The organism is Erythrobacter sp. YT30 (assembly GCF_001542875.1).
GTDB lineage: Bacteria > Pseudomonadota > Alphaproteobacteria > Sphingomonadales > Sphingomonadaceae > Erythrobacter.
This window is the reverse complement of sequence record NZ_LMAF01000001.1, coordinates 280506-294144: the sequence shown is the minus strand read 5'-3', so window position 1 is coordinate 294144 and position 13639 is coordinate 280506. Positions and strand designations below refer to the sequence as shown.

The window sequence follows — 13639 nt, the reverse complement described above, 5'->3', positions numbered from 1 at the left end:
TGGATGTTTGTTAATCCGGATCATGCGGCGAGGCCGTGCAAATACCACATCGGCACACCGCCGCGGCCATCGCCTAAAAGACCGTGGCGATAGATCCAGTAACGCTGCCCTTTCGTATCCTCGATCCTGTAATAATCGCGCAAACGCGTTGTCGATTTTTCGCGCCACCATTCAGGGGCGATGCGTTCCGGCCCTTCCACGCGCACCACATCGCGCACATCTCCGCGCCAGCGAAAGCGCTGGGGATAGCCATCGGGTGAAGCATAAAGGACGGCGATCTGTTCGGGCCTGTCGAGCATTTTCAAAGGACGCTGGCGATTTTTGACGGCATCCGCCGCGCCCGGCGGCACAGGATCGAGGGGGGCCTGCCAATATTGTGCGCGTTCCGGCAGGTGGCTCGCGCGGGCCACGGGGCGGCGCACCGCCTGAGCCCCGAGCCTGACAGTCAGCCGATCAATACACGCAGATAGCGAGATGCCATGCCGCTCTGCTGCCGCTTCGACATCGCTTTGCGACAATGCGAGGGGTTCAGCCCAGCTTGCCCGCAGGCGGACAGTTTCTATCCCAAAGCCCGCATCGATATCCTCAAGCTTGTTCGCAAACAGGCGGATGATGTGATCAGGCGCGCGCGTGGCAGCGGCCAGTTCAAGCGCGCGCACAATCACTTCGCCGTCAACGCGCCACAGGCCCACTTCAAGCCGCCGCGCGCCCTCGCCGCGCGCTTCGAGTTCGCGCTGCATGTCTTCTGCCAGATCTTCGAGCACTTTATCGAGCAGGCTGCGATGGCGGATCGGCTCTGCCAGACGGCGTTGCACCATCGGCGCGTTATTGGGGACGACGGGGAGCAAAGGCTCTGGCAGGCGGCCCAGCAATTGATCGAGCCTGATAAGCGGATTGGCCGAGGGTGATTTGCGATTGCGGAACCGGCGGTGGAGCGAATCGCGCGCATCCGCCTCGCTGCGATCGATCGTGCCTGTCGCAATGTTACCGATGTTCTCGATGCGCTTAAGCCCCAGACGGCCCAGAATGGTAAGCACGTCCTCGTTCAGTCTGAGCGCTGCCACCGGCAAATCAGCGAGCGCTCGCATGATGCATTCGCCCTCGCCAACAATGCTGGATTGCGGGCCGTAATGCGCAAGCGCCCAGGCCGCGCCCGCGGTTGGCGCGATGGCTGCGCGGGTCATGAGCTTGCGCTGCGCAAAGGCGGCCGCAACATCGGCCAGCAAGCGCTTTTCTCCGCCAAACAGGTGCGCTGCTGCAGTGATATCGACCAGCACGCCATCAGGCTCGTCAAGCGCGCTCCACGGGCCCCAGCGCTGCGACCACAGTGCAAGTTTCCGAAGGCTCGCCAGATCGCCTGCCGGATCAGCCGGAGCGATCTGGATGGCTGGGCACAGCGTCCGCGCATCGGCCAGCATCATGCCCTCTCTTGGGCCAGCAGCGTGCCCTGCCCGGTTCAGCGCTTCAATCCGCGGGCCATGCGCTGTTTCGGTGATGAGCGCGGTGGGCAGTGTATCTGCGCCCTCGCCTTCCTCACATCCTTGCGCAAGCCGCCAGCGATCGACCGACAGTCGCGCGAACCATATGGCGAGAATCCGGCGTTTTGGCTGCGGTGTCTGCTCTGCGTTTGAGCCGGTGATGTCTGGCAAGCGCTGTTCCAAGCCCGCCTTTGAGGTTTTTGTCTGACGCGCCCGGTTTGCGGGCGATGAGGGTTTTGTTGTCATGGGTGAGCATCCATTTCCCGGGCGCATGGGCACGGGCGCGGAACAATTCGGTTTGCCATTGCGGCTCACCGGGTGCTTCGCTGTTCCAGCGGGGGCGCAGCGATGGTGCGCCTTCAACACGCCAGCGCATCCGGGCAGAGGACAGGTCGGCTTGCGCATCAAGCCGCACGAGCCACAAGGGCACGCCATGCCTTTCCGCTGTCAGGCTGAGCCTGCGTGAAGCGGTGAAATCAAGCTCTCGCGGATTGCCGACAATCTCCCCGATCACGCAGGCGAGATCACGGCATTTGAGCCCTTCTTCAAGCGCAAAGAGAGCATCTTGCGCGGTCTTCGCTTCGGCATGGATCAAACGGTCCTGCCATTCGGGCGGCAAGCCATGCAGATATGGCCGCCCGCCCCGCTCAATCGCGCGCGTTTCCTGCACCCACAGGATCTTGCGCCGGTCATCGCTCTCGGCGAGTGGATCATCCTCTGGCCGTACAGATTGCAGAAAATCCTTCGCCAGAGCGAGCGCCACCCCTGCCCCGCTGGCATTGCCGGTAGCGGCGAAAATCTCGCTATGCAGCGGCTGATCGGCAAGCCCGGGTCGCCAGCGCGCCTCACGCTGTTTGGAAAGCGCCTCGATATCCTTGGCAGAAAGGCACGCGGCATTGTCTGCGCCTGCGGGGCGCTGCGGGACAGGAGATGCTTGAAGCGCGTTTGCGCCTGAAGAGTGCGTCGATTGGGTCATAGGAACAGTCAGTGAGACTCATATAAAGCCCACTTGTTCCTATTATGTTCCACAACCTGTGAGCGATTGCAATCCCGTTTTGGCCCGTTTTGGAACCGCAATCGCCCCGATCTTCAGCTGAAGAGGCCGAACGCCATGATCACGGCCAGCACCACCGGACAAACAAACCGGACAAGCGCGCGCCACGTCTGGTGCAAAATGCCATCAAGCCCGTTCTCATCATCAATCAACCGCGCATCCGCGATCCAGCCAACAAAGATGCAGGTCAAAATCGCGCCGATCGGCATGAACAGCTTGGCCGTCACCCCATCGAGAGTGTCGAAGAAGTTTGTCTCGGCAAACAGCGGTATGAAGCCGAGCGGATAGAATTCAGCCATGTCGTTAAACGAAAGCGACGAGAGCACGCCGAGCACCGCAGCGCCTGCACCAACGATAAGGGTCGCGACCATGCGCGGCATGTTGAACTTTTCAAATACATAGGCTGTCGGCGCTTCGAGCAGCGAAACCGAACTGGTGAGCGCGGCAAAGAAGATCATGACGAAGAACAAGAGGCCAATCATCGATCCAAACGGCATCGCCTGAAACGCCACGGGCAAGGATGCAAACATCAGGCCCGGACCAGCACTTGCCGAAAGCCCTGCCGCAAACACAATCGGGAAAATCGCCAGACCCGCAAGGATCGCAACGCCCGTATCAGCGCCCGCAATAATGCCCGAAGTCTTGCCCAGATTGGTGTCGCGATTGGCATAGGCGCCGTAGGTCATCATGCCAGCAACGCCCAAAGACAGCGAGAAGAACGCCTGGCCGACTGCGGCCAACATGACTTCGCCTGTCAATTTCTCAAAATCGAAAGTGAAAAGATAGCTGACGGCATCGCTGAAATTACCCGTGAACGCGCCGTAAATCGTGATCCCCAGGAACAGGACGAAGAACAGCGGCATCAAATAGACCGCAACCCATTCAATTCCGCTGGAAATCCCGCGCGAAACAAAGAACATCGTGACCGCCAGAAAGCCCAGATTGAGGCCAATCATCAATCCGGCATTGCCAAACAATCCGGGAAGCAACCCCTCGATATCCTCAGCCGGACGACCCGCAAACGCGCCGCCTGTCAGCCCCGTTTGAACAAGGTCATTGGCAAAAATACCGATGTAATAGACCACCCAGCCACCAACGACGCAGTAGAAGCTTAGGATCAGGAAGGCGGCAAAGACACCGAGCGAGGCAAGGATGCTCCACCCCTCTCCCGCATTGGAATCTCGCGCGACCCTACGCACGCTTTCGGGCGCATTGGCCTGGCCATGCCGACCGATCAGAACTTCCGCCAAAAGAACCGGCAAACCGATCAACAAAACGCAGAAAATATAGAACAGCACGAATGCGCCGCCGCCATTTTCGCCAGCCTCTGCCGGAAAGCGCCACATATTGCCAAGGCCGACCGCTGAACCGACTGCCGCCAGAATAAATGCCGTGCGCGACGACCAGTTTTCATGACCGGCTTTTGAGCCGGAACCTGCTACTGCCATGATTGGAAATCTATCCCTCTAACGCGCATCCCCCGATGCGCCCTCATTTCTGCAACCTTTCTGCAAGAAAAGCGCGCCGTCGCCAAGGGTCTTGCTTTGCCTTTATCCCAAGCGGACGCTAAATGGCGCGCTTATGTCCACCACATTCCAGCTCGATACGAGCACCAGTAGAGCCAATCCAACGCCAAAGCCGCGCAAACGGCTGACAGTGCCGCGCATTCGCGATCACAAGAAAGACGGCGAAACCAAGGAACCTTTGGTAATGCTGACGGCGTACACCGCGCGTCAGGCACAATTGCTGGATACGCATTGCGATCTGCTGCTGGTTGGGGATTCGCTGGGCCAGGTGATTTATGGGCTCGATTCCACCCTTCCCGTCACGGTTGATATGATGATCGCGCACGGCGCTGCAGTTGTTCGCGGCAGCTATCACAGCGTTGTCGTCGTCGATATGCCGTTCGGATCGTATGAGGGATCAAAGGAACAGGCTTTCGACACGGCAAGCCGGATCATGTCAGAAACGGGCGCGGCTGCGGTAAAGCTTGAAGGCGGCGAGGCGATGGCTGAAACCGTTCACTTTTTGACCAATCGCGGCATTCCGGTGATGGGCCATGTGGGCCTCACCCCACAGGCCGTGAATGTGCTCGGCGGATATGCAGCGCGCGGACGCAGCCAGCAGGAACACGACAAGATCATCGGCGATGGGCAGGCGCTGCAAGATGCAGGCGCTTTCTCCATCGTTATCGAAGGGGTGATTGAACCGATCGCGATTGCGCTCACCAAGACTCTTGAAATTCCAACCATCGGCATTGGCGCATCCGCAAAGTGCGACGGGCAGGTGCTGGTGACCGAAGATATGCTCGGCATGTTTGAACGTGTGCCCCGCTTCGTTAAACGCTATAACGACATGGCGGGAATGATCGACAAAACGGTCGAAACGTATGCTGAGGAAGTGCGCGCGCGAACCTTCCCGAGCGAAGACCAGACCTATCAACCGAAAAGCTGACACCTGCGATTATCGCGATCTCATTTAGGGTTTTGACCTGATGCAAACGCTGCTGCGTTACTACACTTTTTCTTTGGCCTTCACCGCGGTCTGCTTTGGCCTTGCCGCATGGTATGGCTGGGTGAGCACAGGCACCATTACGGGCACACTGTCGCTTCTGTGGATCGTCATTGTGCTTTCGATACTTGAAGTTTCGCTGAGCTTCGACAACGCCGTCGTGAACGCGACTGTACTGCGCGAAATGGACCCAGTGTGGCAGCAACGTTTTCTGACCATTGGCATCCTGATTGCAGTGTTTGGAATGCGGATTGTGTTTCCGATTGCGATCGTCTCCATCGCAGCCAGCATTGGCCCATGGGAAGCGATTGAATTGTCGCTTGGTGATCCAGAGGAATATGAGCGGATCGTCTCGGGAGCACATATCGGCATTGCCGGATTTGGCGGCGCGTTCCTTGCCATGGTGGGCCTCACCTTCTTTTTCGAAGAGGAAAAGGACGTTCACTGGATCGCGAGCCTCGAAAAGGCGATCAACAAGTTCTCAACCGTGCCCGCGGTTGAAATCGGGATTGTGCTGGCGCTGGTTTACGGGGTGTCGACCATGCTGACGCCGGAAGATGCGCTGACATTCATCACGGCGGGCGTTCTCGGTTTGCTCACCTTTATCGGGGTCCATGCGCTCGGCGCGATTATCGAACAGCGTGAAGCACGCAAGAAAGCCGCCGGCGAAATCGTGCGTTCCGGGCTTGGCGGGTTTCTCTATCTTGAAGTTCTCGACGCAAGCTTCAGCTTTGATGGCGTGGTGGGCGCGTTTGCCCTGTCGAACAACATGATCGTGATTGCGCTGGGTCTGTCAGTGGGCGCTATGTTCGTGCGATCCATGACAGTGCATCTGGTTAAGACGGGCACACTCGCGCAGTATCGCTACCTTGAGCATGGCGCATTCTGGGCGATCATTGTCCTCGGCGTCATCATGTTGGTATCGGCGCGCTACCACATTCCGGAAACGATCACGGGGCTGATCGGCGCGATACTGATCGGGCTGTCGCTGTGGTGGTCGATCCGGCACAACCGGGCCGAGCGGGCTAATGCTGCTGCTGAGCCAGCCAGCTAGCAAGGGGCGCTGCGATTACCAGCTGCATCAGGTGGTAGATCAGAAGCGGCGCGATGACGAACCCAGCAATCTCGGGCGCAAACAGGATCGCGGCCAAGGGCGCGCCGATGGCGACGCTTTTCTGCGGGCCAGCGAACAGGAAAGCGATCCTGTCGCTGCGCACAAAGCCCAAGGCGCTGGCAATGCCCCATGCGGCCAGCGATCCTGCTGCAAGGAACGCAAAGCACAGTCCTATAAGGATGGCCCAATCCACGCCGGTGAACATAGCGATGAGCCCCTGCTCAACCGCTCCTGAAAACGCGACATAGACCGCAATCCCGATCACGATCCGATCAAGCCAGACAATCCTTGCCTTGCGCTCAATCACCCATTCCCGCGCCCACCCTTGCACTATTTGCCCGATCACAAAGGGCAGGATCAGGATCAAGCCAATGCGGACAATCGTGTCGGCTCCAATGGTCACCGCCTCGGTCCCTGCGAGCAGCGCAAAAAGAGGTGCGGTGACGAATACGCCAGCAATATTGATCAGCGCGGCACCCACCACCGACAATGCGACATTCCCGCCAGCAAGCGTGGTGTAGGATGTCGCCGACTGGATCGTTGAGGGGAGTGTGCCGAGAAAGACGAACCCCAGCGCCACCATCGGCGCGAGGCTGCCTTGAGCGACCAGTGACATGCCAAGACCCCCGGCTGGCATTATCGCAAAGACGAACAGCATAAGCGGGCCAAAGAACCGCCAGTTCGCCAGGCCCTTCGCGATTTCCCCACGCGCAATCCGCATTCCGTTGACAAGGAACAGCGCGAAAATGGCCGCGTTTGAGACGGTCTGCATGTGGTATCGCGCTTCACCCATTGCAGGCAAAATCACCGCAAGCATGGTCGCGATCACGAGCACCGCAATCATTGGATCGGCAAAAAGGGAAAAGGCGCGCTTCATCCGAATGCGCCCCTGCCTGCGCGCTTCGCCTGTGTCGAGTGCCTAGGGACTACTCGCGAACAAGTTTGGGCGGGCGAACCGCATCGAGCAGGCTTTCATACCGCTGCGCGTCCGCATCATTGCCAAGCGCCTGTGCCGCTTCAAGCCGGGCATTGAGCACGATTGGGTCCTGACCGCTGCCGAGCAGAGCTGCATAATCCGTTAGCTCTACCACCCGCTCCCAATCCTCACTGATGCGCGCAATTTCAATCAGAGCAATAATCGCATCGGCATTGCGCGGATCGCCGAGCGCATAGCGCGTGAGGAGCGCGTTTGCGGCATTGTCCTCCCCCGTCTGGCGAGATGCTACGATCAGCTTTTGGGTCAAGCGCCAAGGTTTGCGAACCCGAGCGCTCACGCTGTAGTTCTCGATGGCCTGCGCCGCTTCAGCGTTCGCGAACGCCGCATCGCCCGCCAGAGCCAAAACGTCTGCCGATTGCGGGAACTGGTCGACAAATCGGGCCGCACGGCCGCTTGCGGAGGCTTCATCACCCGACGCAATGGCCGAGCGTATCTGCGCTGTCTGCGGCGCAAGCGCTCCGCCTATCGCACCCGTGTCGCTGAGCGAATGCCAATCCGTATCCGGTTTAGAATACGCCTTCGCAATCAGCGGAGCGGCGGCTTCCCGGTCCCCTAGCCGCTCATGGGCTCTGCCCGCCAACATGGTCAGATAAGCCGAAGCATCCGGACCTTCGACGACTTCGCTCAATTCCGAGACCAGCTTTTCATCGCGCCCCGCTTCCCACAATGCCCGCGCATACAAATCACGCACCCGCCGATTGGCTGGCTGCAGGCGACTGAGCTCTGCCAGCGTTTCAACCGCGGTGTCGGCATTGCCCTGCTGGATGTCGATCACCGCATCGAGCAGCATTGCAGATGGCACACCGGCACCGCGCCAACCGCTGCGATCAAGCAGGCTTTTGGCAAGCACGAACTCGCCCGCACGCGCGGCCAAGACGGCGCGAAGATAAAGGCCTTGCTCGTTTTCCCTATCAAGCTCGGACAAGCGCTCCACCGCGTCCAGCATCTCGCCAAATCGACCAAGATCGCCCAATGTCGCGGCGTATTCTCCCACCGCCTCTGCATGGGTTGGATCAGCAGCAACGGCCGCCTCGAACCATGGCAAGCTTTCCGAAAGCCCGTTGGCATCGCGCACCAATTGGCCGCGCATCAAGAGAGCAGGCGCAAAGCTGGGCCCAAGCTCAAGTGCTCGATCAGCAGCATCAATCGCGCCGAAATGCTCGCCGCTGCGATATCTGAGACGGGCAATCGCGACCCAGATCGCGGGATTGCCGGGCTCATCTGCCAGGGCTGCATCCAGCAGACGGGCCGCTTCCGCCAAATTACCATCGCGCATTTCGCGCCCTGCGGTTCGGATTGCGAGCGCGGCCTCGTTGCTTTCGGAAGTCTGCGCTCCGCCCTGCGTTTCTGGCGCGTCTACCAGACCAGAGCAAGCGGCGATCAGCGCGCCCGCGCACACCATCAACGCCGCTCGCAATAGGCGCGAAGAAGAGTTAGGCACTAAGATCATACTGTTTGAGCAGATCGTAAAGCGTCGGGCGGCTAATGCCCAACAGCTTGGCCGTGCTCGAGATATTCCCTTCGCTGCGCGCCAGCGCGTGTCGGATAACCTTGCGATCAGCCTGTTCGCGCGCTGCCTTTAAATTCAGCACTTCGGTGTCTTCTTCACCATCCGCGCCAAAGTCCAAATCCTCTGCGTGAACCAGCTTGCCATCTGCCATGATGACAGCCCGCTTCACCCGGTTTTCAAGCTCACGGACATTGCCCGGCCATTCATGCGCATCAATCGCGCTCAATGCGTCGGGCGCAAAGCCGGTGACGCCTGGGTTCATCTCCTTGGCAAAGCGTTTGAGGAACGCCTTCGCAAGCAGCACCGCATCACCATACCGTTCGGCAAGGCTCGGGATCCGCACCACGATTTCAGCGAGGCGATAGAACAGATCTTCGCGGAAAGTGCCCTCGCTAATCATCGCTTCTACGTCTTGGTGCGTTGCACACACGATCCGCGTGTCGACAGCGATGGGTTTGCGCCCCCCGATCCGCTCAATCGTGCGCTCCTGCAAGAAACGCAGCAGCTTCACCTGCAAAGGCAAAGGGATATCGCCAACTTCGTCGAGGAACAGCGTGCCTCCATTGGCGCTTTCGATCTTGCCTTCGGTGGTTTTGACAGCGCCTGTGAACGCGCCTTTTTCGTGGCCGAACAATTCGCTTTCGAGCAGATTTTCAGGGATCGCAGCGCAATTGATCGCGATGAATGGACCATCGGCGCGGTCGCTGACATCGTGAAGGCCTTGTGCGAGCAACTCCTTGCCCGTCCCGCTTGCGCCCAGCAGCATCACCGAAACGCTGGTCTTCGACACACGCTCAATTGTGCGCGCGACTTTCATCATCTCGGGGGCGCCTGTGATCAGGCGGCCCAGAACCGTATTGTCCTCGGCGGCATGATTGACGAGCCTGCGGTTCTCATCCTCGATCTGATGAAGATTGAAAGCGCGCCGGACAATCAGGCCCAGAGCGTCAATATCAACGGGCTTTTGGTAGAAATCATACGCACCGCGCTCAATCGCCTGCAGCGCGCTTTCACGTGCACCATGTCCGCTTGCGACGATGACTTTGGTGTCAGGTTTGAGCTCCATCACCGCATCAAGCACGGCAAAGCCCTCGGTCGTGCCATCAGGATCAGGCGGAAGCCCAAGGTCCAGCGTCATAACCGCTGGCGCTTCGCTCCGCAGGGCGGCAATTGCGCTTTCGCGGTCGCCCGCAATGACGACTTCAAAGTCTTCATAGGCCCATTTGAGCTGCGCCTGGAGGCCCTCATCGTCCTCCACAACCAGAAGCGTCGGTTTCTTGTTAGCCATTGTTCAACCTCACTGGTTTTGGCTTATCGGATTGATTGGGATCGGAGTCTGCGGAGTGACCCGTTTCGATCAGGCTGGCGGTGTCGGACAGCGGGAGCGACACGGTAAATCGTGTGCCCAGCCCCTCGCGCGATTCCACCGATACGCGGCCAGCCATCGCCTTTACCATTTCGCGCGCTTCAAACGCACCAATGCCAAAGCCGCTTTGTTTTGAAGATACGAAAGGCTTGAACAGCCCTGACCGAACGAATTCAGGTGTCATTCCAGTGCCGGTATCGATGATGTCCATCACACCGCTCAGCCGCTCTGATCGCACGCTAAGCAGGATCGGCGCATCAGGCTCGCTCGCATCGATGGCGTTCTGAACGAGATGGATTAGCGCTTGCTCCAATGCCTCAGGATCGGCGAGGACATAGACGTCGGTCACCTGATCCGTCTTGACGGGATGAACCGCCTCAAACCTCTTACAAAGCGCTTTTGCGACATGGGACAGGTTTGTTTTCACAGGCTCTTTCGCCTGGCCCGATCCATACCGGCCAAGCCGCGCCAAAAGCGCGCCAAGTTTGTCTGATGAATTGCGCAAAGTGACGAGCATGTCCTTTCGGAAAGCCGGGTTATCCGCATGCTTTTCGGCATTGGTCGCGAGCAAGGACATCTGGCTTGCGAGGTTCTTGATGTCGTGCATCACAAACGCCATTCGGCGGTTGAATTCATCGAACCGGCTCGCATCCATCAACGCCTGTTGGCCAGCCTGTTCTGCCAAGTAACTCGCCAATTGCTGTCCGGCGACACGAAGGAGATCGAAATCCTCCCAATCGAGCCGCCGCTCGATGCGCGGCCGCGCGAGCACTATTGCCCCTACAAGGCGATCAAAATGGATAAGCGGCACCAACGCCCAGGCATCTTCCGCCTCTTTTAGCCAAGACGGGACATGCTCCAATTCGCCATGCCGATCGATCCCGCCGCGCGTTTCATCAAGATCGAGGATGTGCGCATGCCGCTCCAGCAGGCCTGCCAAAGCAAAACCGCCCGCATTCGCTGGCACTTCGATCGTTGCCCAGTTCCAGCGCGCGGTGAGCTCCAATTCCGCCTCTTCATTGGGCGTTAGCAGCAATCCGGCTGGGCTTTCGGTTATATCCGCCATCGCCTTCACTGAGCGTTCGTGAAAACTCGGCCCATTGCTGGCGCTGCGTCCCATCGTTTGAGTAAAGCGCAGCCATTCTTCGCGGTAATCGTAACGGTGTTGAAACAAGTGCTTGGTCGCCGTCACGCGAAGCCATGCGCGCAGTTTTTGCGATGGCAGCCAGACAATCGCAAACAGAACCGCAAGGACAACGAAGACAATCTGGCTCGCCCGAGCGATATCGCCGCCCAGCAGTGCGAGGGATCGCGTCACCAGCACCATGGCCAGCAGATAACTGCCGATGACGAGGAGCGATAACGTCTGGAAAGTGACCGCTCGTGACGGGTTGAAATTTCGGTTCGCGCCTTTCGCATTGGAGCTCAGCGCAATCAGCACCACCATCGCCCCACTCACCGCGGTGCGCATAGCGCTCAGGATGGCGGGCTGTTCTCCGAGGAGATACGCCAGGGTGTAAAGATTAAGGTCAAACGCGAAGATACCGGCAAGGCCAATCGCGCTCCACCTCAAGAACCGGCGCGATCCGGCGGCAGCGCCCACGTAGAGATTGTGAAGCAGCACTAGTGCGCCGATGGAAACGAGCATGCTGAGCAATGTCGCCACTTCGAAAATGAGCGCGGAAACCTCATCCAGGCCTGTCATGCGCTGATCGATAACAACCAAAAGCGGCTGGAACATCTGCACCAGCGCCAGCGAGATGAGCACGGGGCGCGTTGGCTTCAGGCTTTCGTCCCGGCCATCCGCTGAAAAGAGCCGGAAGATAACAGCGATCATCGCCAGATTGCGGGCTGTTTCCGCAACCATGGTCGCAGGCTTTGCAAACCCTATCGCTGCGCCAAGGATGCACCACACAGCAGTGAGGACAACCACCGCAAGAGCCGCGCTCCAATCAACACGCTTGCGATCGCCGAAACGGACGATCCAAAGCCCCGCAATGCCGCTCAAAACGGCGCCAATCACGGCGCAGACGGCAGCGAAATCGAGCGGTATTCCGAAAAGCTCAGCCATCACCGCGCACCTTCCGGCCACAGTATGACTCGCACCGTTTGAAGGAGGATCACAAAGTCGAGAAACGGCGTGTAGTTCTTAGCGTAGTAGAGATCGAATTCGAGTTTCTTACGGCTATCCTCAATCGACGCGCCATAGGGGTAATTGATCTGCGCCCAACCCGTGATGCCGGGTTTGACCATGTGCCGTTCGCTGTAAAATGGAATATCCTGTTCCAGATTGCTCACAAATTGAGGCACTTCGGGGCGCGGCCCGACAAAGCTCATATGGCCTTGGAGAACGCTCCAGGTCTGCGGCAATTCATCGATCCGAAGCTTGCGGATGAAATGCCCGATGCGCGTTATGCGAGGATCGTCCTTTTCCGCCCACTTTGCCCCATCCTTTTCTGCATCAATGCGCATGGAGCGTAGCTTGATGAGGTGAAACGGTTCGCCGTACAGCCCCACTCGCTCTTGGCGGAAGAATGCGGGGCCTTTGCTGTCGAGCTTCACCAGGACTGCAAAGATTGCGATTATCGGTAAAGTCAGGATCAGCAGGAAGCAGCTGGCAACGATATCGAAGATCCGTTTTGCCGCGCTTGAAAACATTCTGCCCGATGAAAACCCGTCGGAGAATATCAGCCAGCTTGGATTGACTGTCTCAAGATCCACTCGCCCAGTCTCGCGTTCCATGAAGCTCGAGAAATCATTGATGTGAACGCCCTTTGTCTTGAGCCGCAAAAGGTCGTTCAAGGGCAGCGCGTTGCGCCGTTCCTGCAGGGCAAGAACCACTTCGCTGACGCCCAGATTTTCAACATATTGGCCAAGATCCTGAACCGCGCCGCGCGGGATCGCTTCTGCGAGCACCTTTTCAGTGTCGCTCATGGCGATGAAAGACACGGTTGCAAATCCGCTTTCAGGTCGCTCGCTCAGGGTCCGCAATCGCCGCGCCCTGTCGCCTGCTCCAAGCACCATGACGCGGCGTTTGAAAGCTGAGGAACCCAGAAAGCTGTTCAACAACAGGCGATCCAGCACGAGCACGAGTATCGAAAAGCCCATGGCATAGAGCAGTGTTGAACGCCAAAAGGTGCTTTCGGGCAGCAAAAAGTCGATGAAGGCGAGAGCGATAATCCCAAGGCTGATCGCGACCAGCAGACGAGCACCCGCAAACCGGAGAGATCGCAGCGCAAGCGGGCCATAAACGCCGACCCCGATCATCGCGAGCCAGACAATAAAAGAGGAACCGATGATCGGCACCCAGCGACCAGACAGCGGCCCAGGATCCATCTCGATCTGATAGGCCCGCAATTGCCATGCGAGTTCACTCGCGAGGATCAGCAACGCAAGATCTAGCAGCCCGAGCAGCAGCACGGCATGCGGAATATAGTGTTTGAATAGCCGTATCATGCGTTTTCAATCAGGCTCTTACATTGCCCATACCCACGCGCTTTACGCGGCACAGTTTAAGTGTCGGTAAACTTTACAACCATGATTAACGCAAGGGAAGATGCCAGGCCCGTTATGCTTCGTTTAGTGACGCGGTGAGTGACGCTGATCACA

Annotated in this window: 10 protein-coding genes; 2 read left to right on the top strand and 8 right to left on the bottom strand. The window is 58.6% G+C overall.

Annotated features, from left to right (window positions below; translation table 11 throughout):
* Positions 1-20 precede the first annotated feature (20 nt).
* The 3 genes from AUC45_RS01365 to AUC45_RS01355 form a co-directional block, all read right to left on the bottom strand.
* Positions 21-1649, bottom strand: a complete 1629-nt coding sequence (locus tag AUC45_RS01365; RefSeq protein ID WP_369815211.1) for a DNA polymerase Y family protein — start codon at positions 1647-1649, stop codon at positions 21-23.
* Positions 1534-2454: an ImuA family protein gene (locus tag AUC45_RS01360; protein ID WP_233998492.1), complete on the bottom strand. Its 921-nt coding sequence runs from the start codon at positions 2452-2454 to the stop codon at positions 1534-1536. The genes AUC45_RS01365 and AUC45_RS01360 overlap by 116 nt, the downstream gene beginning before the upstream one ends.
* A gap of 113 nt (positions 2455-2567) precedes the next feature.
* Complete coding sequence (locus AUC45_RS01355) at positions 2568-3980, bottom strand: sodium-dependent transporter (protein WP_067597061.1); 1413 nt, start codon at positions 3978-3980, stop codon at positions 2568-2570.
* A 133-nt stretch (positions 3981-4113) separates the two neighbouring features.
* Between AUC45_RS01355 and panB the strand changes: the two genes are divergently transcribed.
* Together panB and AUC45_RS01345 are read left to right on the top strand one after the other, a co-directional pair.
* Positions 4114-4986, top strand: a complete 873-nt coding sequence (gene panB, locus AUC45_RS01350; protein WP_067597059.1) for a 3-methyl-2-oxobutanoate hydroxymethyltransferase — start codon at positions 4114-4116, stop codon at positions 4984-4986.
* 40 nt (positions 4987-5026) lie between these two features.
* On the top strand, positions 5027-6097 hold the full coding sequence (locus AUC45_RS01345) for a DUF475 domain-containing protein (RefSeq protein ID WP_067597057.1): 1071 nt from the start codon (positions 5027-5029) through the stop codon (positions 6095-6097).
* Here AUC45_RS01345 and AUC45_RS01340 read toward each other — a convergent pair.
* The 5 genes from AUC45_RS01340 to AUC45_RS01320 are packed head-to-tail and all read right to left on the bottom strand — an operon-like array spanning position 6069 to position 13486.
* Positions 6069-7034 (bottom strand): bile acid:sodium symporter family protein, encoded by a 966-nt coding sequence (locus AUC45_RS01340; protein ID WP_067597055.1) that lies wholly within the window; start codon positions 7032-7034, stop codon positions 6069-6071. The two genes, AUC45_RS01345 and AUC45_RS01340, sit on opposite strands and share 29 nt — an antisense overlap.
* Before the next feature lie 49 nt (positions 7035-7083).
* Positions 7084-8604 carry a lipopolysaccharide assembly protein LapB gene (locus AUC45_RS01335; RefSeq protein WP_082700906.1) on the bottom strand — a complete coding sequence of 507 codons (1521 nt, stop codon included), beginning with the start codon at positions 8602-8604 and terminating at the stop codon, positions 7084-7086.
* A complete protein-coding gene (gene prsR / locus AUC45_RS01330; protein WP_067597051.1) occupies positions 8588-9952 on the bottom strand; it encodes a PEP-CTERM-box response regulator transcription factor in 1365 nt (454 codons plus the stop codon). Before prsR ends, AUC45_RS01335 begins: the two co-directional genes overlap by 17 nt.
* Entirely contained in the window at positions 9945-12101 is a 2157-nt protein-coding gene (gene prsK, locus AUC45_RS01325; RefSeq protein WP_067597049.1) for an XrtA/PEP-CTERM system histidine kinase PrsK, read from the bottom strand. The genes prsR and prsK overlap by 8 nt, the downstream gene beginning before the upstream one ends.
* Positions 12101-13486, bottom strand: a complete 1386-nt coding sequence (locus AUC45_RS01320; RefSeq protein ID WP_067597047.1) for a TIGR03013 family XrtA/PEP-CTERM system glycosyltransferase — start codon at positions 13484-13486, stop codon at positions 12101-12103. Before AUC45_RS01320 ends, prsK begins: the two co-directional genes overlap by 1 nt.
* Positions 13487-13639: the final 153 nt, after the last annotated feature.

Bases quoted from the DNA above. Each gene is read 5' to 3' on its own strand.
- AUC45_RS01360 (WP_233998492.1), bottom strand. From the start codon at position 2,454: ATGACCCAATCGACGCACTCTTCAGGCGCAAACGCGCTTCAAGCATCT.
- AUC45_RS01355 (WP_067597061.1), bottom strand. From the start codon at position 3,980: ATGGCAGTAGCAGGTTCCGGCTCAAAAGCCGGTCATGAAAACTGGTCG.
- panB (WP_067597059.1), top strand. From the start codon at position 4,114: ATGTCCACCACATTCCAGCTCGATACGAGCACCAGTAGAGCCAATCCA.
- AUC45_RS01345 (WP_067597057.1), top strand. From the start codon at position 5,027: ATGCAAACGCTGCTGCGTTACTACACTTTTTCTTTGGCCTTCACCGCG.
- AUC45_RS01340 (WP_067597055.1), bottom strand. From the start codon at position 7,034: ATGAAGCGCGCCTTTTCCCTTTTTGCCGATCCAATGATTGCGGTGCTC.
- AUC45_RS01335 (WP_082700906.1), bottom strand. From the start codon at position 8,604: ATGATCTTAGTGCCTAACTCTTCTTCGCGCCTATTGCGAGCGGCGTTG.
- prsR (WP_067597051.1), bottom strand. From the start codon at position 9,952: ATGGCTAACAAGAAACCGACGCTTCTGGTTGTGGAGGACGATGAGGGC.
- prsK (WP_067597049.1), bottom strand. From the start codon at position 12,101: ATGGCTGAGCTTTTCGGAATACCGCTCGATTTCGCTGCCGTCTGCGCC.
- AUC45_RS01320 (WP_067597047.1), bottom strand. From the start codon at position 13,486: ATGATACGGCTATTCAAACACTATATTCCGCATGCCGTGCTGCTGCTC.